Origin of the sequence: Streptomyces sp. NPDC051180, from assembly GCF_040689545.1 — a bacterium.
Taxonomy (GTDB): Bacteria; Actinomycetota; Actinomycetes; order Streptomycetales; family Streptomycetaceae; genus Streptomyces.
In genome coordinates, this window is record NZ_JBFBBC010000018.1 from 1 (window position 1) to 21001 (window position 21001).

General features: G+C 72.4%; 17 protein-coding genes and 1 tRNA gene. 5 read left to right on the plus strand and 13 right to left on the minus strand.

Annotated elements, in window-relative coordinates; genetic code table 11:
* Positions 1-99: 99 nt before the first annotated feature.
* From AB0424_RS26630 to AB0424_RS26640, 3 genes are all read right to left on the minus strand, one after another.
* Entirely contained in the window at positions 100-1830 is a 1731-nt protein-coding gene (locus AB0424_RS26630; RefSeq protein WP_366309077.1) for a VCBS repeat-containing protein, read from the minus strand.
* A gap of 206 nt (positions 1831-2036) precedes the next feature.
* Positions 2037-2726: a TetR/AcrR family transcriptional regulator gene (locus AB0424_RS26635; protein ID WP_366309172.1), complete on the minus strand. Its 690-nt coding sequence runs from the start codon at positions 2724-2726 to the stop codon at positions 2037-2039.
* Entirely contained in the window at positions 2726-3712 is a 987-nt protein-coding gene (locus AB0424_RS26640) for a fatty acid desaturase (protein WP_366309078.1), read from the minus strand. The genes AB0424_RS26635 and AB0424_RS26640 overlap by 1 nt, the downstream gene beginning before the upstream one ends.
* A 262-nt stretch (positions 3713-3974) precedes the next feature.
* Between AB0424_RS26640 and ppc the strand changes: the two genes are divergently transcribed.
* A complete protein-coding gene (gene ppc, locus AB0424_RS26645) occupies positions 3975-6704 on the plus strand; it encodes a phosphoenolpyruvate carboxylase (RefSeq protein ID WP_366309079.1) in 2730 nt (909 codons plus the stop codon).
* 69 nt (positions 6705-6773) lie between these two features.
* Here the strand turns inward: ppc and AB0424_RS26650 are convergent, their stop codons facing one another.
* The 8 genes from AB0424_RS26650 to AB0424_RS26685 all read right to left on the minus strand — a co-directional run bounded on the left by AB0424_RS26650 (position 6774) and on the right by AB0424_RS26685 (position 13435).
* Positions 6774-7643: an LPXTG cell wall anchor domain-containing protein gene (locus AB0424_RS26650; RefSeq protein WP_366309080.1), complete on the minus strand. Its 870-nt coding sequence runs from the start codon at positions 7641-7643 to the stop codon at positions 6774-6776.
* Between the two features lie 126 nt (positions 7644-7769).
* Positions 7770-8213 carry a hypothetical protein gene (locus AB0424_RS26655; protein ID WP_366309081.1) on the minus strand — a complete coding sequence of 148 codons (444 nt, stop codon included), beginning with the start codon at positions 8211-8213 and terminating at the stop codon, positions 7770-7772.
* Positions 8214-8302: 89 nt separating this feature from the next.
* Positions 8303-8899 (minus strand): aminoacyl-tRNA hydrolase, encoded by a 597-nt coding sequence (pth, locus tag AB0424_RS26660; RefSeq protein ID WP_366309082.1) that lies wholly within the window; start codon positions 8897-8899, stop codon positions 8303-8305.
* Between the two features lie 102 nt (positions 8900-9001).
* Complete coding sequence (locus tag AB0424_RS26665; protein ID WP_366309083.1) at positions 9002-9589, minus strand: 50S ribosomal protein L25/general stress protein Ctc; 588 nt, start codon at positions 9587-9589, stop codon at positions 9002-9004.
* A gap of 240 nt (positions 9590-9829) precedes the next feature.
* Entirely contained in the window at positions 9830-10804 is a 975-nt protein-coding gene (locus AB0424_RS26670) for a ribose-phosphate diphosphokinase (protein WP_055643043.1), read from the minus strand.
* Between the two features lie 121 nt (positions 10805-10925).
* Entirely contained in the window at positions 10926-12371 is a 1446-nt protein-coding gene (gene glmU / locus AB0424_RS26675; protein ID WP_366309084.1) for a bifunctional UDP-N-acetylglucosamine diphosphorylase/glucosamine-1-phosphate N-acetyltransferase GlmU, read from the minus strand.
* 109 nt (positions 12372-12480) lie between these two features.
* Positions 12481-12551: transfer RNA gene (locus AB0424_RS26680), tRNA-Gln, on the minus strand.
* A gap of 11 nt (positions 12552-12562) precedes the next feature.
* Positions 12563-13435 carry a hypothetical protein gene (locus AB0424_RS26685; protein WP_366309085.1) on the minus strand — a complete coding sequence of 291 codons (873 nt, stop codon included), beginning with the start codon at positions 13433-13435 and terminating at the stop codon, positions 12563-12565.
* A 128-nt stretch (positions 13436-13563) separates the two neighbouring features.
* Here AB0424_RS26685 and AB0424_RS26690 point away from each other — a divergent pair, with 128 nt between their 5' ends.
* Complete coding sequence (locus tag AB0424_RS26690) at positions 13564-14892, plus strand: histidine kinase (protein WP_366309086.1); 1329 nt, start codon at positions 13564-13566, stop codon at positions 14890-14892.
* A gap of 62 nt (positions 14893-14954) precedes the next feature.
* Here the strand turns inward: AB0424_RS26690 and AB0424_RS26695 are convergent, their stop codons facing one another.
* Together AB0424_RS26695 and AB0424_RS26700 are read right to left on the minus strand one after the other, a co-directional pair.
* Positions 14955-15446: an SUKH-3 domain-containing protein gene (locus tag AB0424_RS26695; protein ID WP_366309087.1), complete on the minus strand. Its 492-nt coding sequence runs from the start codon at positions 15444-15446 to the stop codon at positions 14955-14957.
* 8 nt (positions 15447-15454) lie between these two features.
* Positions 15455-15967: a YwqJ-related putative deaminase gene (locus AB0424_RS26700; protein ID WP_366309088.1), complete on the minus strand. Its 513-nt coding sequence runs from the start codon at positions 15965-15967 to the stop codon at positions 15455-15457.
* 248 nt (positions 15968-16215) lie between these two features.
* On the opposite strand from AB0424_RS26700, the gene AB0424_RS26705 reads away from it, so the two are divergent.
* From AB0424_RS26705 to AB0424_RS26715, 3 genes are all read left to right on the plus strand, one after another.
* Entirely contained in the window at positions 16216-17208 is a 993-nt protein-coding gene (locus AB0424_RS26705; protein ID WP_366309089.1) for an SMI1/KNR4 family protein, read from the plus strand.
* Positions 17209-17215: 7 nt separating this feature from the next.
* Complete coding sequence (locus tag AB0424_RS26710) at positions 17216-19915, plus strand: SUKH-4 family immunity protein (protein WP_366309090.1); 2700 nt, start codon at positions 17216-17218, stop codon at positions 19913-19915.
* A 116-nt stretch (positions 19916-20031) separates the two neighbouring features.
* Positions 20032-20994 (plus strand): cellulose-binding protein, encoded by a 963-nt coding sequence (locus AB0424_RS26715; protein ID WP_366309091.1) that lies wholly within the window; start codon positions 20032-20034, stop codon positions 20992-20994.
* The last annotated feature ends 7 nt before the right edge of the window (positions 20995-21001 follow it).

Sequence of the window (21001 nt, forward strand, 5' to 3'; positions counted from 1 at the left end):
TCACCTCGCGGCCGGCCGAGCGGGACCTCCCCGAGCGTCACTGACGCGGCGCCACCGGAACTCCGGTGCGGGGCGCCCGCGCGTCCAGGCCGGTACGGCCTAGTACATGGCGTTGTAGATCTGGTAGCCGTAGCCGATCTTCACGCGCGGCGAGAAGTAGTGCGACGCGGCCCCGCCGTCGAAGCGGTAGAGGTCGCCGTTGGACGTCACGCCCACGAAGTCGGCCTTGCCGTCACCGGTCAGGTCGCCCGTGCCGACCAGCTTGCCGTACGCCTGGAAGCCGTCGCCCAGCTTGATCCCGCTCCGGAACGGCGCGGCCGCCTGGCCCGTGCCCGGGTAGAGGTAGAGCGCGCCGCTCGTGGTGCGGGCCAGCAGGTCGTTCAGACCGTCGTTGGTGTAGTCGCCCGCACCGAAGATCCAGTTGTACGCCTGCCAGCCGCCGCCCACCAGGACGCGGCTGGAGAAGGACGAGCCGTCGACCGACGCCCGGTACAGGTAGAGCCTGCCGGAGCGGTCCCGGGCCAGCAGGTCGCCCGAGCCGTCGCCGTTGAGGTCGCCGGGGCCCGCGAACATGTTGTAGATGCCCCAGCCGGCGCCCCTGTCCCGGCCCTCGACGTAGAGGTGGTCGCTCCAGAGCTCGACGACGTCCGACTCGCCGTTCGGGTCGAACGAGGAGGCGTTGGTGATGTTCGCACCCGCCCAGCCGCCGACGTCGCTCACCGCCTGACGGGCGCTCAGCTTGCCGTTGTTGAGCGCGTAGTACCAGAACAGCGTGCCCGCCTTGTCGCGCGCGAGCAGCTCCTCCTTGCCCGAGGCCGGGATGTTGCCCGCGCCGCCGAACTGCGACACGCCCGACCACGCGCCCGCGTCGGACACCGGGACGCGCTGGGCGAAGGTGCCCTGCCCGCTGCCCTCGTAGCGGTTCAGCGTGCCGTCCTTGGCCCGTGCCAGCAGGTCGGGCCGGCCGTCACCGGTCAGGTCGTCCGCGCCGAGGATCTGGTTGAACTGCTGCCAGCCCGTGCCGGCCGACGTCGCCGGCTTGAACGGCTTCGCCGCGTCGCCGGTGCTGCCGTAGTACTTCAGCTCCCCGGCGGGCGTACGGGCGACGAGGTCGCCCCGGCCGTCGCCGTCGTGGTCGCCCAGACCGATCAGCTGGTCGTAGACCTGCCAGCCGCCCCCGACCTTCGTCCGGCCCCCGAACGGCGCCGCCGTGTTGCCGGTCGACAGGTACACGTACAGCTCGCCGGCCGGCGTACGGGCCAGCAGGTCCGGCCGGCCGTCGCCGCTCACGTCACCCGCGGAGAACACCTTGTTGTAGATGTTCCAGCCGAGCCCCGACCAGCTGCGGTTGCCGCCGAGGGAGATGTCCACGTTGGTGAACAGCTCCAGCCGGCCGAGCACCGACAGGGTCAGCACCTCGGGCCGCTTGGCGCCGTCCGCGTCCTGGTCCCCGACCGGGATGACGTCCTCGGCGAACTCGCCCGAGCCGCCGATCCGCAGGAACTCGGCGGTCTCGACGAAGCCCGCCAGCGAGAGCGAGCCGTCGAGCTCCCGGTAGACCAGGTCGCTCCGGCCGTCGCCGTCGAAGTCGCCGCGGGGCGCGGTGCCGTCGGCGTCGGCGGCGGAGGCGGTCCCGGCGTCGGCCGACCGGCCGGCCGTCAGGCCCTGCGGAGCCGCCGACCGCTGGGCGGCCGGACGCTCCTTGTCCACACCCGGGCGCGGCGCCGGGGAACCGGCGGAGGCGGGCGTGGCGAGCAGCATGCCCGCGGAGACGGCGAGGGCGGTGGCGGCCGCGAGGCGGCGCGCACGGGTGAACTGCGGAGAAGGCAAGAAGATCCCCCCCAGGGATCAGGTGTCCACGGATACCGGACGCGGGGGGTTCACGTGGCGCCGGACGGCGTCAGGGCATGCCCGAAGGCACACGAGACGGCATCGCCCGGCGGTCGGAACACCCCCCCGGATGTTGAACACGAGTCTACTCACCGGTGCGCGGCGCACCAGGGAGATATCCGGGGGACCGGACCGACCGCGCGGTCTCAGCTCTTGCGGTGCCCTATCAACCGCGGCTTCTGCTCCAGGCCGTCCAGGCCGTGCCAGGCCAGGTTCACCAGATGCGCGGCGACCTCCGCCTTCTTCGGCTTGCGGACGTCCAGCCACCACTGGCCCGTCAGCGCCACACTGCCCACGAGGGCCTGCGCGTACAGCGGGGCCAGCTTCGGATCGAAGCCGCGGGCCTTGAACTCCAGACCGAGGATGTCCTCCACCTGGGTCGCGATGTCGCTGATCAGCGAGGCGAACGTGCCCGTCGACTGCGCCACCGGGGAGTCCCGTACGAGAATCCGGAAACCGTCCGTGTAGTTCTCGATGTAGTCCAGGAGGGCGAACGCCGCCTGCTCCAGGAGCTCCCGCGGATGCCCGGCCGTCAGCGCGCCCGTCACCCCGTCCAGGAGCTGGCGCATCTCCCGGTCGACGACGACCGCGTACAGCCCCTCCTTGCCCCCGAAGTGCTCGTACACCACCGGCTTGGAGACCCCGGCCTTCGCCGCGATCTCCTCCACCGACGTGCCCTCGAACCCCTTCTCGGCGAAGAGCGTCCGGCCGATGTCGAGCAGCTGCTCCCGGCGCTCCGCGCCCGTCATCCGCACCCGGCGCCCCCGCCGGGGCTTCTGCTCTGCGCTGCTGCTGCCGGTACCGCCGGTCCTGCCCTCGATCGCCACGTCTTCCATCATGCCGCGTCGGCGGAGACGTTCCGGCGGCGGGCTTCGATGCGGGACGCGGCCGGCCAGCGCACGTCCGTCGCCCAGCCCAGCTGCTCGAACCAGCGGATCAGCCGCGCGCTGGAGTCCACCTGGCCGCGCAGCACCCCGTGCCGCGCCGACGTCGGGTCCGCGTGGTGCAGGTTGTGCCACGACTCGCCGCAGGACAGCACCGCGAGCCACCACACGTTGCCCGAACGGTCACGCGACTTGAACGGACGCTTGCCCACCGCGTGGCAGATCGAGTTGATCGACCAGGTCACGTGGTGCAGCAGCGCCACCCGCACCAGCGAGCCCCAGAAGAAGGCGGTGAACGCGCCCCACCACGACCACGTCACCAGACCGCCCACCAGCGGCGGGATCGCCAGCGACACCACCGTCCACAGCACGAACTGCCGCGAGATCGCCCGGATCGCCGGGTCCTTGATCAGATCGGGCGCGTACGTGTGCTGCGGGGTCTGCTCCTCGTCGAACATCCAGCCGATGTGTGCCCACCACAGGCCCTTCATCAGCGCCGGGACCGTCTCGCCGAACCGCCACGGCGAGTGCGGGTCGCCCTCCGCGTCCGAGAACCTGTGGTGCTTGCGGTGGTCCGCCACCCAGCGCACCAGCGGCCCCTCCACGGCCAGCGACCCCATGATCGCCAGCGCGATCCGCAGCGGCCGCTTCGCCTTGAACGAACCGTGCGTGAAGTAGCGGTGGAAACCGATCGTGATGCCGTGGCAGCCGATGTAGTACATGACCACCATCAGCCCCAGGTCCAGCCAGCTCACCCCCCAGCCCCACGCCAGCGGCACCGCCGCGAGCAGCGCCACGAAGGGCACCGCGATGAACAGCAGCAGGGTGATCTGCTCGATCGAACGCTTGCTGTCCCCGCCGAGCGTGGCGGAGGGCAGCGTCGCCTCGGTGGCGTCGGACGCCTCCGGCGCCGAGGTCATCTCGGGGCTGATGGTCATGGGTGTCCCCTGGGGGTGAGGGTGAGAGTGGGGGAAAGTACGGGAATGTGCAGAAAAGCGAACGAAGGCCCGGGCGAGGCTACGCCTCCGTAACCTACGGCGTCGTAAGTATGGCAGCGCCGTGGCGCGCGGCAAGGGGGCACAAGAGGGGGCTGCCCGCCGACCACAATGTGGACACCTATCCTGGGTGCGTCGGACAGCGCGGTCCGCAAGCCTCCAGAACCCCTCCAGACGTGCTCAAACACTGCAAGGAGCCGCACCTGTGAGCAGTGCCGACCAGACCCCCACCGCCAGCGCCGAGCTGCGCGCCGACATCCGCCGACTGGGCGACCTGCTGGGCGAGACCCTCGTCCGGCAGGAGGGCCACGAGCTCCTCGACCTCGTCGAGCGGGTCCGCAGCCTCACCCGCGAGGACGGCGAGGCCGCGGCCGAGCTGCTCCGCGGCGTCGAGCTGGAGACCGCCGCCAAGCTGGTGCGCGCCTTCTCCACCTACTTCCACCTGGCGAACGTCACCGAGCAGGTCCACCGCGGCCGCGAGATGCGCGAGAAGCGCGCCGCCGACGGCAGCCTCCTCGCCCGCACCGTCGACATGCTGAAGGACGGAGACCCCGAGCACGTCCGCGCGACGGTCCGGAACCTCAACGTCCGGCCCGTCTTCACCGCGCACCCCACCGAGGCCGCCCGCCGCTCGGTCCTCAACAAGCTGCGCCGGATCGCCGCCCTCCTGGAGACCCCGGTCATCGAGGCCGACCGCCGCCGCCACGACCTCCGGCTCGCCGAGAACATCGACCTCATCTGGCAGACCGACGAGCTCCGGGTCGTCCGCCCCGAGCCCGCCGACGAGGCCCGCAACGCCATCTACTACCTCGACGAGCTGCACGCCAACGCCGTCGGAGACGTCCTCGAGGACCTCGCCGCCGAGCTGGAGCGCGTCGGCGTCGAGCTGCCCGCCGGCACCCGCCCGCTGACCTTCGGCACCTGGATCGGCGGCGACCGCGACGGCAACCCCAACGTCACCCCCCAGGTGACCTGGGACGTCCTGATCCTCCAGCACGAGCACGGCATCACCGACGCCCTCGAACTGGTCGACTTCCTGCGCGGACTGCTCTCCAACTCCATCCGCTACGCCGGAGCCACCCAGGAACTCCTGGACTCCCTCCAGCGCGACCTGGAGCTCCTCCCGGAGATCAGCCCCCGCTACAAGCGCCTCAACGCCGAGGAGCCCTACCGGCTCAAGGCCACCTGCATCCGGCAGAAGCTCGTCAACACCCGCGAGCGCCTCGCCCAGGGCTACCCGCACCAGGACGGCCGCGACTACCTCGGCACCGCCGAGCTCATCCGCGACCTCACCCTCATCCAGACCTCGCTGCGCGAGCACCGCGGGGCCCTCTTCGCCGACGGCCGGATGGACCGCACCATCCGCACCCTGTCCGCCTTCGGCCTCCAGCTGGCCACCATGGACGTCCGCGAGCACGCCGACGCCCACCACCACACCCTCGGCCAGCTCTTCGACCGCCTCGGCGAGGAGTCCTGGCGCTACGCCGACATGCCGCGCGAGTACCGGCAGAAGCTCCTCGCCAAGGAGCTCCGCTCGCGCCGCCCGCTCGCCCCGACCCCGGCCCCGCTGGACGCCGCGGGCGAGAAGACCCTCGGCGTCTTCCACACCATCAAGGAGGCGTTCGAGCGCTTCGGCCCCGAGGTCATCGAGTCCTACATCATCTCGATGTGCCAGGGCGCCGACGACGTCTTCGCCGCAGCCGTCCTCGCCCGCGAGGCCGGCCTCCTCGACCTGCACGCCGGCTGGGCCAAGATCGGCATCGTGCCGCTCCTGGAGACCACCGACGAGCTCAAGGCCGCCGACGTCATCCTCAACGACATGCTGGCCGACCCCTCCTACCGGCGCCTCGTCTCGCTCCGCGGCGACGTCCAGGAGGTCATGCTCGGCTACTCCGACTCCTCCAAGTTCGGCGGCATCACCACCTCCCAGTGGGAGATCCACCGCGCCCAGCGCAGGCTGCGCGACGTCGCCCACCGCTACGGCGTCCGGCTGCGGCTCTTCCACGGCCGCGGCGGCACCGTCGGCCGCGGCGGCGGCCCCTCGCACGACGCGATCCTCGCCCAGCCCTGGGGCACCCTGGAGGGCGAGATCAAGGTGACCGAGCAGGGCGAGGTCATCTCCGACAAGTACCTGATCCCGTCCCTCGCCCGCGAGAACCTCGAACTGACCGTCGCGGCCACCCTGCAGGCGTCCGCCCTGCACACCGCGCCCCGCCAGTCCGACGAGGCCCTCGCCCGCTGGGACGCGGCCATGGACACCGTCTCGGACGCCGCCCACACCGCCTACCGCAAGCTCGTCGAGGACCCCGGCCTGCCGGCGTACTTCCTCGCCTCCACCCCCGTCGACCAGCTCGCCGACCTGCACCTGGGCTCACGGCCCTCGCGCCGCCCCGGCTCCGGCGTCTCCCTCGACGGACTCCGCGCCATCCCCTGGGTGTTCGGCTGGACCCAGTCCCGCCAGATCGTCCCCGGCTGGTTCGGCGTCGGCTCCGGCCTCAAGGCCCTGCGCGAGGCCGGCCTCGAAGCCGTCCTCGGCGAGATGCACGAGCGCTGGCACTTCTTCCGCAACTTCCTCTCCAACGTCGAGATGACGCTGGCCAAGACGGACCTGCGGATCGCCCGCCACTACGTCGACACCCTGGTCCCCGACGACCTCAAGCACGTCTTCGAGACCATCGAGGCCGAGCACGCGCTGACCGTCGCCGAGGTCCTCAGGGTCACCGGCGGCGTCGAACTGCTCGACTCCAACCCGGTCCTCCAGCAGACGTTCGCCATCCGCGACGCCTACCTCGACCCGATCTCCTACCTCCAGGTCGCCCTCCTCGCCCGCCAGCGCGCGGCCGCCGAGCGCGGCGAGGACCCGGACCCGCTGCTCGCGCGGGCCCTCCTCCTCACGGTGAACGGCGTCGCGGCGGGTCTGCGCAACACCGGCTGACGCCCGCGCCCCGGACATGACGGTGCCCCCGTGGATTCCTCCACGGGGGCACCGTCGTGACGGGGTACGTCAGTTCTGCTGCGTCTTGCGACGGCGGGTCACCAGGACCGCGCCGGCGGCCGCGAGGGCCAGGGCCGCGGCGGCGATGATGCCGACCGGGGCGCCGGTGCCGGTCTCGGCGAGGTTGCCCTCCTCCGAACCGCCCGCGGCGGAGCCGCCGGTGGCCGTCTCACCCGTGGTGGAGCCACCGGTCGCGGCGGTGCCGCCGGTGGTGGTCTCGCCGGAGGTGGTCTCACCGGTCGTGGTCTCGCCGGTCGTGGTCCCACCCGTGGTGGTCTCACCGGTGGTGGTCTCGCCCGTGGTGGTCTCGCCGGTCGTGGTCTCACCGGTGGTGGTCTCGCCGGTCGTCTCACCCGTGGTGGTCTCGCCGGTGGTGGTCCCACCCGTGGTGGTCTCGCCCGTGGCGCCGCCGTTGGTGGTCTCGCCGGTCGTCGTCTCGCCGGTGGTGCCACCGGTGGTGCCGTCCTCGCACGCGACCTTGAAGACCTTGTGCTTGGCGGCGCCGTGCTCGCCGTCGAAGTTCCAGAACAGCTTGTACTGACCGTTGTCGAGGGTCAGGTCCTCGGTGCGACCGTGGCCCTTGGCGTCAAGGGTGATGGAGCCCTTCTCGACCTCGGTGCCCTTCTCCTGGTCGTTGTTCGCCCATGCCTCGATGCGCCAGATCGCCTTCTGCGAGGCATCGAAGTTGAACGCGTCGAGGTAGAACTCGCAGACCTTCGGCTCGTTGGCCTTGACCTCTTCGCCGGTCTTCGAGTCGTGGATCTTGACGGTGCCGTTGTCGCCCTTGGGGCCGTTCGAGGCGAAGGCCACCGGAGCCAGGGCGAGAGAGCCCGCCATGGCCGCGACAAGAGCGGCTGCGGGTATGAGGGAGCGTCGCATGTGCAGTCGTCCATCTGTGGAATGAGGGATGCCGTGGGAGGTGGCTGGGGCAGCCTATCCAGTTCTTTAAGTCGCCTTTAAGCCAGAGGCCCATAACGATTGCGCCAGGAATCCGGCCCAAAGCGGTCAGAGCGCGAGGAACGCCGCCACCAGCAGCGCCCCGCCGGCCCCCGCCACCGTCCACGCCGTCCGCGGCAGCCGCAGGCCGCCGCCGATCAGCGGCGCAGCGAGGAGCAGCGCACCGCCCAGCGGCAGCCAGGCGTGCAGACCGCCGCCCCAGCCCGTCCGCACGCCCTCGTCCGTGCCGGGCTTCACCACCACCGGGATCGTCTCGCCCTTCTCCGCCGCGACCGACCGCGTGATCGTCAGCGTCCGCCGGGTCGACGACGGGTTCTCGGGGGCGAAGGTGCCGCTGCACGTCTCGTCGGTGCAGCCGGTCACCGTCAGGCTCCCGTGCTCGCGGCCCTTGGCGAGCAGGACGTGCTGGGCCGAGTTCCACGAGGCCCACGCCCCCGCGACGACGAGGAGCAGGGCGACCAGGGCCATGGCGGCGTTACGGACGTGCGTCATGACCCGCGATCGTACAGTCGTACGCTCCGACCGCCAGTGGCCAGGCCATGTCCGAAAAGTGCCGCCTGGCCCCGCTTTCCGTGCGGAGCCTAGGAGTTGTACGCGGACTGCGCCCGCTCCAGGCCCTCCGCGACCAGGCACTCCACCGCGTCCGCCGCCCGGTCCACGAACCAGTCCAGGTCCTTGCGCTCCGTCGACGAGAAGTCCTTCAGGACGAAGTCGGCCACCTGCATCCGGCCCGGCGGACGCCCGATCCCGCACCGCACCCGGTGGTACTCGGCGCCCATCGCCTTCGTCATCGACTTCAGGCCGTTGTGCCCGTTGTCGCCGCCGCCGATCTTCAGCCGCAGCACCCCGTAGTCGATGTCCAGCTCGTCGTGGACGGCCACGACGCGTGCCGTCGGCACCTTGTAGAAGTCCCGCAGCGCCGTCACCGGGCCGCCGGACAGGTTCATGTACGACATCGGCTTCGCCAGGATCACCCGGCGGTTCTCCGGCCCCGGAGGCCCCATCCGGCCCTCGACGACCTGCGCCTGCGCCTTCTGCGCGCGCTTGAACGAACCGCGGATCCGCTCCGCGAGCAGGTCCACGACCATGAAGCCGATGTTGTGCCGGTTGGCCGCGTACTCGGGCCCCGGGTTGCCGAGGCCGACGATCAGCCAGGGCGCGTTGGCGTCGTCCGTCATGTGCGTCAGGTCTCCTCGTATCCGTCCACGCGTCCGTACAAGAGAAACGGGGTGACGGGCCGTACGGCCCGTCACCCCGTCACGTCAGGCAGAGCCTACGGCTCAGACCTCGGTGCCCTCGGCGGCCTCTTCCTCGGCGGCCGGCTCCTCGGCCTGCGCGGCCAGGACCTGCAGGACGACGGCCTCGGCGTCGGTCACGAGGGTCGAGCCCTTCGGCAGGGTGATGTCGCCGGCGAGGACGGAGGCACCGGCCTCCAGGCCCTCGACGGAGACCGTGACGGCCTCGGGGAGGTGGGTGGCCTCGGCCTCGACGGACAGGGTGGAGAGCACGTGCTCCAGCAGGTTGCCACCGGCGGCCAGCTCGCCCTCGGCCTGGACCGGGATCTCGACCGTGACCTTCTCGCCGCGCTTGACGAGCAGCAGGTCGACGTGGATCAGGAAGCCCTTGATGGCGTCACGCTGGACGGCCTTCGGGATCGCCAGCTCGTTCTTGCCGTCGATGTCCAGGGAGAGCAGGACGTTCGGCGTGCGGAGCGCCAGGCCGAGGTCGTGGGCCGGGAGGGTCACGTGCGCCGGCTCGGAGCCGTGGCCGTAGACGACGGCGGGGACCTGGGCGTTGCGGCGGATCGAACGGGCGGCGCCCTTGCCGAACTCGGTGCGGACGGCAGCTGCGATCTTGACCTCGGACATGGTGCACTCCTCGTAGAAAGGTGACGAAAGAAAGGTCACCCGGCCACGACTGGCGATGGCCTGCTACGAAGAGCGCGTCGATAACGGACCGCCGTGACCCCATGGGGGTACGGCCTCCCTCGCCGAGCAACTACGGCAGTCTACCGGCCCCCGGCCCCACCGCCCAACTCGATCACCGCGGGGGACGACGGAGGGCCGCTCCCCCGAACGGGGAAGCGGCCCTCGACGTCAGCGCGTGGCTCAGTGCTCCTCGAAGAGGCTGGTCACCGAACCGTCCTCGAACACCTCGCGCACCGCGCGCGCGATGGTCGGCGCGATCGACAGCACCGTGATCTTGTCGAGCTCCAGGGCCCCCGGCACCGGCAGCGTGTCCGTGAACACGAACTCGCTCACCTTCGAGTTCTTCAGCCGGTCCGCGGCCGGACCCGACAGGATGCCGTGGGTGGCCGTCACGATGACGTCCTCGGCGCCGTGCGCGAACAGGGCGTCCGCGGCCGCGCAGATCGTGCCGCCGGTGTCGACCATGTCGTCCACCAGGACGCAGACGCGGCCCTTCACGTCACCGACGACCTCGTGCACGGTGACCTGGTTGGCGACGTCCTTGTCGCGGCGCTTGTGAACGATCGCCAGCGGGGCGTCCAGACGGTCGCACCAGCGGTCGGCGACCCGCACGCGGCCCGCGTCCGGGGAGACGATCGTCAGCTTGGCGCGGTCGACCTTGGCGCCCACGTAGTCCGCGAGGACCGGCAGGGCGGACAGGTGGTCCACCGGGCCGTCGAAGAAGCCCTGGATCTGGTCGGTGTGCAGGTCCACCGTCAGGATGCGGTCCGCACCCGACGTCTTCAGCAGGTCCGCCACCAGACGCGCCGAGATCGGCTCGCGGCCGCGGTGCTTCTTGTCCTGACGGGCGTAGCCGTACGACGGGATGATCACGGTGATGCTCCGGGCCGAGGCCCGCTTGAGAGCATCGATCATGATCAGCTGCTCCATGATCCACTTGTTGATCGGAGCCGTGTGGCTCTGGATCAGGAAGCAGTCCGCGCCGCGGGCCGACTCCTGGAAGCGGACGTAGATCTCACCGTTGGCGAAGTCGAACGCCTTGGTGGGAACGAGACCGACGCCCAGCTGGTGCGCGACCTCCTCGGCCAGCTCGGGGTGGGCGCGGCCGGAGAAGAGCATCAGCTTCTTCTCGCCGGTCGTCTTGATCCCGGTCACAGCACTGTCTCCTCAGACGTGTTCTCTGGCCGCGATCCCGCGCCTGTCGAGCGCATGTGCGAACCAGCCGAATTTGTGTGCACGTATCACGGTACGCCGAGTTCGACGTACCTGTTTCCGGTCAGCTTTCGCCGGCGGACTCCTCCGAGGCGGCCTGCGCGGCCTGCGCGGCAGCGCTGCCGGGACGCTTGCGGGCCACCCAACCCTCGATATTCCGCTGCTGGCCCCGGGCGACCGCGAGCGAGCCGGCCGGCACGTCCTTCGTGATCACGGAGCCCGCAGCGGTGTAGGCGCCGTCCCCGATGGTGATGGGAGCCACAAACATGTTGTCCGAACCCGTACGGCAGTGGGAGCCGATCGTGGTGTGGTGCTTCGCCTCGCCGTCGTAGTTCACGAAGACGCTCGCGGCGCCGATGTTCGAGAAATCGCCGATCGTCGCGTCACCCACGTACGACAGATGGGGGACCTTCGTGCCCTCGCCGATCGTCGCGTTCTTCATCTCCACGTACGTGCCGGCCTTGGACTTCCTGCCGAGGTTGGTCCCCGGGCGCAGGTAGGCGAACGGGCCCACCGAGGCGCCCTCGCCGATCACGGCCGAGTACGCGACCGTGTTGTCCACCCGGGCGCCCTTGCCGACGGTGGTGTCCGTCAGGCGGGTGTTCGGGCCGACCTCGGCGTCCTCGCCGATGTGCGTGGCACCGAGCAGCTGCGTGCCCGGCAGGATCACGGCGTCCGCCTCGAACGTCACGGTGACGTCCACGAGGACCGACGCCGGGTCGACCACCGTCACGCCGGCGAGCATCGCCCGCTCGATCAGTCGCCCGTTCAGCAGGGCCCGCGCCTCGGCCAGCTGCACCCGGTTGTTGATCCCGAGGATCTCGCGGTGGTCGGCGGCGACGGACGCGCCCACCCGGTGGCCGGCCTCGCGCAGGATCGACAGCACGTCGGTGAGGTACTCCTCGCCCTGGCTGTTGTCGGTCCGCACCTGGCCGAGCGCCTCGGCGAGCAGGAGTCCGTCGAACGCGAAGACACCCGAGTTGATCTCCCGGATGGCGCGCTGCTCGTCGGAGGCGTCCTTGTGCTCGACGATCTCGGTCACCGCGCCGGAGGCGTCCCGCACGATCCGGCCGTAGCCGGTGGAGTCCGGCACCTCGGCGGTCAGCACTGTCACCGCGTTGCCGTCGGCGGCGTGCGTGGCCGCCAGCGCGCGCAGGGTCTCGCCGGAGAGCAGCGGGGTGTCGCCGCAGACGACCACCACGGTGCCGTCGGGCGTCTTGCCCAGCTCCTCCAGCGCCATGCGCACCGCGTGCCCGGTGCCGTTCTGCTCCTCCTGGACGGCGGTGCGGGTCCCCGCGTAGTGCTCCTCCAGGTGGCCCCTGACCTTCTCCCGGGCGTGCCCGACGACCACGACGAGGTGCTCGGGCTCCAGCTCCCGGGCGGCGGACACGACGTGCCCGACGAGCGACCGTCCGGCGATCTCGTGCAGGACCTTGGGGGTCTTCGACTTCATGCGGGTGCCCTCACCCGCTGCGAGGACGACGACGGCTGCCGGGCGGTTGGCGCTCACGGGAATGCCCTTCGGCTTTGGGTGGTGGACCCACGAAGGATACCGGGGGGCAACGGCGCGGACATGAGCGCGGGTCCTGACCGGAAAGGTCAGGACCCGCAGCAGTCGGCTCCCGGAGAAGGATTCGAACCCTCATTCAATGGACCAAAACCATTTGTCCTGCCCTTAGACGATCCGGGATGGTTCGCCAGCTATGCCCGGACTCCTGTCGAGGCGGTCCGGACGGCCCCTACTATGCCGCACCAGGCGCCCTCGATGCGACGGTACAGATCGGCGCTCCCGAGGATTTGGATCACGAGGCATCCGCGGTACTCCGAGTCCACGTTCTTGCGGTTCGTTCGAGGGTTGTGGCGTTTCACGGTCGTCTTGCCGAACGCGGAGGGGGCGACACCGACGAGATCGCCCCAATATCGCAGGGCGTCGCTCGCGTCGGCGGTCTCGTGGATCATCACGTGGTACCTCCGGTGCCCGGGTTCGACCCCGATGAGATCGAGCCAGGCGGTGAAGACCAGGATCATCCCGGGGTCGCTGTTCACGAACGTCACGCGTTCGCGCCGGGCATACGGCTTGTCCTTCGTGCCTTCGGCCCAATAGAGGCCCACACCCAACAGGAAGAGTTCGCGCTCGGACAGAGCTCCGACCCGTCCCGCTGCCGCGCTCTTCGTCCGCCGGCGCTCTTCCTCCCGTCGGCGCAGGGTCGGCTCCCACCCCCGGCGCGCGATCTCGGACGCCTCGGCTCGGGTCCGGCTCCGATCCGGCTTGGGGAGGTCCCGTACCCACAGGGAGATCGAGCTCTTCGAGCAGCCCAGTTCCAGCTGGATCCGGTCGTAGGTCATGCCCTGGAGGCGGAGTTCACGGGCCCGGGCGCGGAGGTCGTCCTTGGCGTTGGGGCGCTTGGTCCAGGCGGGTGGGGGCTCCCCTTCGAGGAGGCGGTTGAGGATGTCGTTGTTGTCGACGTGGAGGAGGTCGCGGATCCGGCGACGGCTGAGGCCCTCGCGGCGGAGGGCGACGGCCTGCCGGCGCAGGTTCTCGAAGTCCGCGTACTTGCTTGTGGCACCTGTCATGCGAAGAGCGTCGCCCCGAATGCGGATGTCCTGGTCGAAAACTCTGGCGATTCAACAGTTCGAGGGACTGGTGTGTGGAACGTTGACGCTGCGGGCTTCGGGGAAGGGCTCGCCCGTAGGGTGGCGGTATGACCGTAACGGGGGCAGAGCGGGGCGCCGGGGGCGTCGGGAATCGGTGGTGGTGGGGGAGACGGCGGAGCGCCGTGCTCGATGTGGGGCTGGCCGCGGTCTCGGCGCTGGAGTGCGCGGTGGAGGGGATCGGGTTCGCGGGGAAGGCCGGGCTGCCGGTGCCCGTGGGCGTGGTGTTCGGCCTGCTGGTGGGGTCCGTGCTGCTGGTGAGGCGGCGCTGGCCCATCGTGGTCGTGCTCGTGTCGATCGCCGTGGCGCCCGCCGAGATGGGCTTCCTCATGGGGATCGTCGGGCTCTACTCGCTCGCCGCCTCCGAGGTGCCGCGCCGCATCACCGCCGTGCTGGCCGGGATGTCGACGCTCGCGGTGTTCATCGTCACCGTCGTGCAGATGCGCCAGGACGTGGCCCAGGTCGACGACGGCCCCCGGGACTTCGACCCCAGCGGCTGGTACGTGCCGGTCGTGTCGGTCTTCATGACGCTGGGGCTCAACGCGCCGCCGGTGCTGTTCGGCCTGTACATAGGGGCGCGGCGCCGGCTCATGGAGAGCCTGCGGGAACGGGCGGACAGCCTGGAGCAGGAGCTGTCGCTGCTGGCGGACCGGGCGGAGCAGCGGGCGCAGTGGGCGCGCCAGGAGGAGCGGACGCGGATCGCCCGGGAGATGCACGACGTGGTGGCGCACCGGGTGTCGCTGATGGTGGTGCACGCGGCGGCGCTGCAGGCGGTCGCGTTGAAGGACCCGCAGAAGGCCGTGCGGAACGCGGCGCTGGTGGGTGACATGGGCCGGCAGGCGTTGACCGAGCTGCGGGAGATGCTGGGCGTGCTCCGCGAGGGCACCGCTCCGGTGGCTCCGGCCTCGGTGCCGCTGGCGGCCGTGGGCCGGGCGGCCGCGGCCGCCGCGGAGGCGGCCGCGGACGACGGGCCCCGCCTCGACGCGCTCGAGGGGCTGTGCGAGCAGTCGCGGCTGGCGGGTGCCGCGGTGGAGCTGGTGGTCCTCGGCGAGATGCGGGCGTATCCGCCGGACGTGGAGCGGACGGCGTACCGGGTCGTGCAGGAGGCGCTGACCAACGTCCACAAGCACGCGGCGGGTGCCGCGGTCGTCGTCCGGCTGGCACACCGGGACGCCGAGGTCGCCATGCAGGTGGAGAACGGCCCCTGCCCGTCGGACGCGGGCGCCGCCGACGTACGGCTGCCCAGCGGTGGCAACGGGCTCGTCGGCATGCGGGAGAGGGTCCTGCGGCTCGGCGGCGTCTTCGTCTCGGGGCCGACGGACGCCGGGGGGTTCCGGGTGTCGGCGGTGCTGCCTGCGGTCGGCACGCAGACGCCGTAGGGCGGCCCCGGGGGTGTTCCGTCGACCGTGCCCGGCTCGCGGCGTGGTCGACGGGACCCGCTCTAGTGCGCCGTGAGCCGGGTCGGGTGGGCGCCGGTGATCAGGGTGGCGAGGGCCGTGTCGATGTCCTTGCCGAGGTACCAGTCGCCGGCGTGGTCGAGGCCGTAGACGCGGCCTTCGACGTCCATGGCGAGGACGGCCTGGTGGTCGCCCTCCTCGCCGAGGGGGGCGAGCTCGGTGTCGAGGGCGCGGCCGAGGTCGGCGAGGGTGCGGGAGAGGTGGAGTCCGGCGAGGGGGTCGAACCGGACCGTGGCGGGCGCTATCTGCCGGCCGTGGCCGGGCGCGGTGATCCGCAGGCCGCCGAACTCGGCCCAGGCTTCGACGGCGGCCGGGAAGACGCTGTGCCGGTGCCCGGCGGGAGAGACGTGGGCGCGCAGGGCGTCGGCCCACTCCTCGGCGAGCTTGATGTCCCAGCGGCCGGGCTGCCAGCCGGCCTCGCGGAGGGCGGCGTCGACGTTCACGGGGAAGCGGGTGGTGCTGAGGTGGTCGGGCATGGGCACGGTCAGCCGTTCTCGACAGGCGTGGTGGGGTCGACGGTGCGGACGCCGAAGTGGGCGAGCATCGCCGTACAGGAACGGCAGGGTGCGGCGTAGCTGCCGTGGAGCGGGTCGCCGTCCTCCCGGATGCGCCGGGCGGTGAGCTTGGCGTGCTTCAGGGAGCGGCGGGCCTCGCCGTGGGTGAGCGGCTTGCGCTGGGCGCGTCGGGAGCGGGCGTTCTCCGTCGCGGTGAGGTGGCGTGAGAGCAGGATCGCCTCCGGACATCGGCCGGTGAAGCGTTCCCGCTGGCTGCTGGTGAGGGTGTCCAGGAAGTCCTGGACGAGGGCGTGCAGGGCGGGGGGCCGGTCGCCCCGGCCCGCGGTGCAGGTGAGGGTCTCGCCGCGCACGGAGAGGGCGGCGCCGACGGTGGGGAGGATGCCGTCGCGACGGTGACGCAGTAACGGTGCGCGTGCGGCCTCGGCATCGCTGCTCCAGTTGAGGCGTGGGTCACCCTGTGTGGGCGTCGTTGCTGTGTGCATGGTGCTGGTCTTCCCCTCCTGCAATCCCCCGAGTTGCGTGGACAGCCTGCCAAATAGGGAGCCATATGGGGAAGCTGGGGCGCCGAAACGACCCTTCGGTGTGTCGGAATCATGGTGCGACTGTCATGGCGTCGTGACACTTGGTCACCGTCGGGCGGGGGCCGTTCGGGCTCTTGTGGCAGCGCATAGGCTGTGCGGGATTCAGTCCGTAGTAGCAGTCAGCGACGCCAGTGCAGGGGGCAACCGCCATGACGACAGGTCGGCTCGGGCACACCGCGCCACCGAACGCGGCCTACGCCGGGCAGGTCGTGCATTTCCCGGACCCGGTCCGCGCCTCCCGGCACCCCCGAGGGGTGCGGGTGGGCGAGCACGGCCACCCGGACTTCTCGCCGTACGCGCGCGCGGCGGCGGAGATCGCCGACCCGCCGGAGGGCTTCGGCGTCGACGAGCTGCGGCTCACGGACTACGTGTCGGCCAACGCCGCGATGGCGGCGACCGGCCACGAGTTGTGGGACACGATCCCGTCGGTGGCGACGCCGCACGGCTGGACCTGGCACCACGTGGCGCACAGCCGCCGCATGGAGCTGGTGCCGGTCGAGGTGAAGGCGCTGCTGCGCCACCACGGCGGCGTGGCCACGGCCGCCGTCGACCACGCCAAGCGCGGCACGCGGCCGCTGCAGGAGACCCGGCCGGCCCACTTCGGGCTGCCCAAGGGGCGGGTGTCGGTGTCGGAGCAGCAGCTCCAGGGCGTCGAGGAGGACCTCGGGTACCGGCTGCCGGGGGCGTACCGCACGTTCCTGAAGGCGGCGGGCGGCTGTGCGCCGGTGGGCACGGCGCTCGACGCGGAGCTCGGGCTCCTGGTGGACCAGCCGTTCTTCACGGTCCGCGAGGAGGCGGGCGTCAACGACCTCGTCTACGTCAACAAGTGTCTGCGCGACCACCTGACGAAGGACTATCTGGGCGTCGCCTTCGTCCAGGGCGGTCTGGTCGCGGTGAAGGTGCGCGGTCACGGGGTCGGTTCGGTGTGGTTCTGCGCCTACGACGACGCGCGGGACTCCGGCGAGGCGGCGGCCTGGTCGCCGGCCGAGCGGGTGGAGCGGCTGCTGCTGCCCTGCGGTGCGGACTTCGACGCGTTCCTCCAGCGGCTCGCGGGCAGTCCGCCGGAGCTGGAGACGGTGGCGAACCTGATGGTGGACGGCGGCTTCGCGCGTGCCGTGTCCGTGGTCCCGGTGGGGGAGTGAACTGGCTGTGGTGACGTTCGCGCAGGCGCAGGAGCGCGCCGAGGAGTGGATCAACGGCGACCTGCCGTCGTACCAGCACCGTGAGGTGCGGGTGCGGGAGTTCGAGCTGGGGTTCGTGGTGTGGGCGGAGGACCGCGAGGGCGGTCCGACCTCGGACGGCGGGCGTCAGCGGCTGGTGATCGCCCGGGACAGCGGCGAGGCGACCCTGTGGCCCGGACTGCCGGTGGGCGAGGTGATCCGGCGGTACGAGGAGGAGTACGGGGCCGCCGACGACGTTCCCGCCCAGGCGGCCGTGCCGGCGGCCCGGATCGACCTCAACCAGACGTCGTTCCTGCTGAGTCCGCCCGAGTGGCTCCAGGACGCGGCGGACAAGATCGGTCTGCCGAACGGCCCGAACGCCTCGCAGGAGAGCGGTGTCTCCTCGGCTCCTTCGGACGACGTCTCGGAGGCGGTGGGCGCGGGTGACGCGGTCCCGTCGGCCTCGGTGGCGTCGTCGGGGTCGGAGGCCAGTGACGGGGTCGGGCTCGCGGTCGGGTCCGGGCCGGGTGCCGTGGCCGGGCTTCCGGACCACGAGCCGACGGCGATGGACGGGGTGCCGGCGGGGACGCCGGGCGGGGCGGGGGCTGTTGCTCCTGTGACGCCTGCCACCCCTGTGACGCCTTCCACCCCCGCAGATGCGGTGACGCCCGCGGCTCCCGCACCTCCGGTTTCTCCGGCGACCCCGGTCGCTCCCGCCGCTCCTGTCGCCTCCCCGGCTCAGGAGGCGCCCGTCGCACCTCCGACCGCGCCCGCTCCTCCGGCACCCGCGCCTGCTCCTGTCCCCGCACCGGCTCCCGCTCCGGCGCCCGTACCGGCGCCCACGCCCGCTTCGGCGAGCAGCCCGTGGGCGGACGCGAACGCGAGTTCAGGGGGTGCCGACGGGGCCGTGCCGCTGCCGGCGACGGTGTTCGCGCCGCCGTTGACGGGGACGGACGACGAGGACACCCCGCCGCCGTCGGTGGGCGCCGACGCCCCGACCGCGCTGATGAAGGGCGGCAGCGCACTGCCGCCGACCGCCATCGCTCCCCGGCTCGAACCCTCCGCACCGCGGCCGGCCGCCGCTCCGGCGGGTCCGGGGCCGCAGGCGCAGGCCCCGGCTCCGCCCGTACCGCCCGTCCCCTCGCAGGGCGGGCCCGGCGTGCCGCCGCCTCCGCCGCCCGCGCCGTCGGCGCCGGGCTCCGGGGACATCTCGGACGCGGCGACCAGCAAGGCGACGGCGCCGCCGAAGGCCGGCGGGCGCGGTCCGACGCCGCCTCCGCCGCCGGGCGTGCCCGGGACCCCGGGGGCGTCCTCGGGCGCGGGTGCGTACATCCCCACGCAACTGGTGTCGCAGGTCGGGCCCGAGGGGCTCCAGCCCCCCGGCCCGCCGCCCGCGCCGGCGCAGCCGGGCCCGCCCGGTCCGCCGCCGGCTCCCGCCGCGCCGACTCCGCCGCAGCCGGTGCACCACGCCGCGACGATGCTGGCGCACCCGAACCAGGGTGGTCCGGGCGCGCCTCCGCCGCCCCCGCCGCCGCCGGGTGTGCCCGGCACGCCGCCGGGCGGGATCGCGCACGCCGCGACGATGCTGGCCCACCCCGGACCCGGCGGTCCGGGCACGCCGCCGCCCCCGCCCGCTCCGGCGCCGCCGGTGCACGGTGGGCACACGCCGCCGCCCGCGGCCGCGCCCCCGGCGTACGGCTACCCGCAGAACACGGGTCAGCCGACGGTCGGTCCCGGCTATCAGGCGGTGCTGCGCTACCGGGCCCCCGACGGGTCCGAGGCGCAGATCATCCGGCGGTCGGCGCCCGGCACCCCGCACCCCGAGTGGCAGATCCTGCACGAGCTGCGCGCGATGAACGTGCCGCCGCAGCAGGTCCTGGAGCTGCACACGGAGCTGGAGTCCTGTGAGCTGCCGGGCGGTTACTGCGCGCGGATGATCCGCGAGACGTGGCCGCAGGCACGGATCACCAGCATCGCCCCGTACGGCCGCGACCACGCGGGCCGGCAGCAGGGCATGGCGCAACTGCTGACCCATCAGGGCGAGTTGCACCAGGTCGCGGACGGTCCGGCGCGCCCCGCCCCGGTGCGCGCGCCGCTGCCGCAGGTGCAGCCGGCGCCGCCGATCCCGCCGGAGGGGATCGCGCAGGAGCTGGCCGGGGCGTTCGGTCCGGGTATCCTGCGCTTCGACCAGCGCGCGGTGTCCCGGCAGGGCGTGCCGGAGCTGGTGGCGCGCACCCTGGTGTGGTCGGGTCTGCCGGCGGACTTCGGTCCGTTCTTCTGGGCGCAGCCGGCCGTGCCGGTGGTGCCGACGCTCGCGGAGCTGGCGGCGCAGCGGCAGGTGCCGGCCGCGGCGGACGCGAGTTCGTACCTGGTGCTGGGCTCGGACTTCGGGCGGGCGATCTGCGTCCAGTACGGGACCGCGCACATCGTCGCGGTGCCGGTGGAGGCCGGTCCTGGCGGGCAGCCGGTGCCGCCGCAGTTCGTGAACACCGGGCTGCCGGAGTTCACGCGCGCGATGGCGCTGCTCGGCCGGATGTGGCGGCTGCGGTTCGGGCTCAACCCGGAGCAGGCGGGCCGCTGGACGGTCGACTTCCAGGCGCAGTTGGCCATGCTGGACCCGGCGGCGCTGTCGTCGCCGGAGAACTGGTGGTCGGTGCTGCTGGAGCAGATGTGGGACGGACTCCTGTAGGACAGGTAGTCCGAATGTGACAAAAGGCGCTCGACGTGTGTCCACGTTGAGCGCCTTTTGTCCGTTCTGATGGCGCATCCTTGACAGGTCAGGCCGTACGGGAAGGGGCGTCAGGGATGGGATTCGTCGTCGGACGGGGCCGGGGCTACCGCCCGGAGCAGGTCGACCGGTACCTGGCGGCACTCTCCGGAGAGCGCGACGGTGCCTGGGAGCAGGCCGCCCGGCTCACCGCCCTCGTGACGGAGAAGGAGGCGGAGGCCGCCCGGCTGCGCGCCGCCGTCGAGTCCCTCGCACCCCAGCGGTACGAGTCCCTCGGCGACCGGGCGCGCAGCATCCTGGAGCTGGCCGAGCAGGAGGACGAGGCGCTCGTGCGCGCCGCCGAGGCGGAGGCGCAGGCCCTCGCCGAGGACGCGGGGACGGCGGCGGAGGAGGCGGCCGACGCGGCCGGGGCGTACGCGGAGGGCGTCCGGACCGCGGCCGCGGCGGCGGCCCGCACCACCCTGGAGACCGCCGGGAAGCGGGCCGGGGAACTGACCGCGGACGCCCGCCGCGACGCCGACGCGCAGCGGGCCGCGGCCCGCGAGGTCTTCGAGGAGACCGAGCGCCGCGCGGCGGCGCTCCTGGCGGAACAGCACGCCGAGCAGACGGCCGTACGGGACGAGGCGGACCGCGCCGCGCAGGGCCTCGCGGCCGGCCACGACGCCCGGCACGAGGAGGAGGCGGCCGCCGCGGAGGAGCGCCTCGCCGAGGCCCGGCGGTACCTCTCGGAGACCGAGGAGCAGGCCCGGCACGGCCAGGAGGACGCCGAGGCCCGCGCGCGGGACGTCCTCGCCGGCGCCCGGCTGACGGCGGAACGCGTCGAGCGCGCGACGGAGCGCGTCCTGCGCGAGCACGACGAGGCGCGCGACGAGATCCACTCCCACATGGAGCACATCCGCGGCTCCCTCGCCGCCCTCACGGGCCGCGACCGACCCCGGGAGGACCTGGCCGAGGCCGCCGACGAGGCCGGTCGGACGGGCGAACCGGGCGTCGGCGAGGGCGACGTGACGGACTCGGACGGCTCGGGAACCGGCCGGTAGGATCCGC

Bases quoted from the DNA above. Each gene is read 5' to 3' on its own strand.
- AB0424_RS26635 (WP_366309172.1), bottom strand. From the start codon at position 2,726: ATGGAAGACGTGGCGATCGAGGGCAGGACCGGCGGTACCGGCAGCAGC.
- AB0424_RS26640 (WP_366309078.1), bottom strand. From the start codon at position 3,712: ATGACCATCAGCCCCGAGATGACCTCGGCGCCGGAGGCGTCCGACGCC.
- AB0424_RS26650 (WP_366309080.1), bottom strand. From the start codon at position 7,643: ATGCGACGCTCCCTCATACCCGCAGCCGCTCTTGTCGCGGCCATGGCG.
- AB0424_RS26655 (WP_366309081.1), bottom strand. From the start codon at position 8,213: ATGACGCACGTCCGTAACGCCGCCATGGCCCTGGTCGCCCTGCTCCTC.
- pth (WP_366309082.1), bottom strand. From the start codon at position 8,899: ATGACGGACGACGCCAACGCGCCCTGGCTGATCGTCGGCCTCGGCAAC.
- AB0424_RS26665 (WP_366309083.1), bottom strand. From the start codon at position 9,589: ATGTCCGAGGTCAAGATCGCAGCTGCCGTCCGCACCGAGTTCGGCAAG.
- AB0424_RS26685 (WP_366309085.1), bottom strand. From the start codon at position 13,435: ATGACAGGTGCCACAAGCAAGTACGCGGACTTCGAGAACCTGCGCCGG.
- AB0424_RS26690 (WP_366309086.1), top strand. From the start codon at position 13,564: ATGACCGTAACGGGGGCAGAGCGGGGCGCCGGGGGCGTCGGGAATCGG.
- AB0424_RS26695 (WP_366309087.1), bottom strand. From the start codon at position 15,446: ATGCCCGACCACCTCAGCACCACCCGCTTCCCCGTGAACGTCGACGCC.
- AB0424_RS26700 (WP_366309088.1), bottom strand. From the start codon at position 15,967: ATGCACACAGCAACGACGCCCACACAGGGTGACCCACGCCTCAACTGG.
- AB0424_RS26705 (WP_366309089.1), top strand. From the start codon at position 16,216: ATGACGACAGGTCGGCTCGGGCACACCGCGCCACCGAACGCGGCCTAC.
- AB0424_RS26715 (WP_366309091.1), top strand. From the start codon at position 20,032: ATGGGATTCGTCGTCGGACGGGGCCGGGGCTACCGCCCGGAGCAGGTC.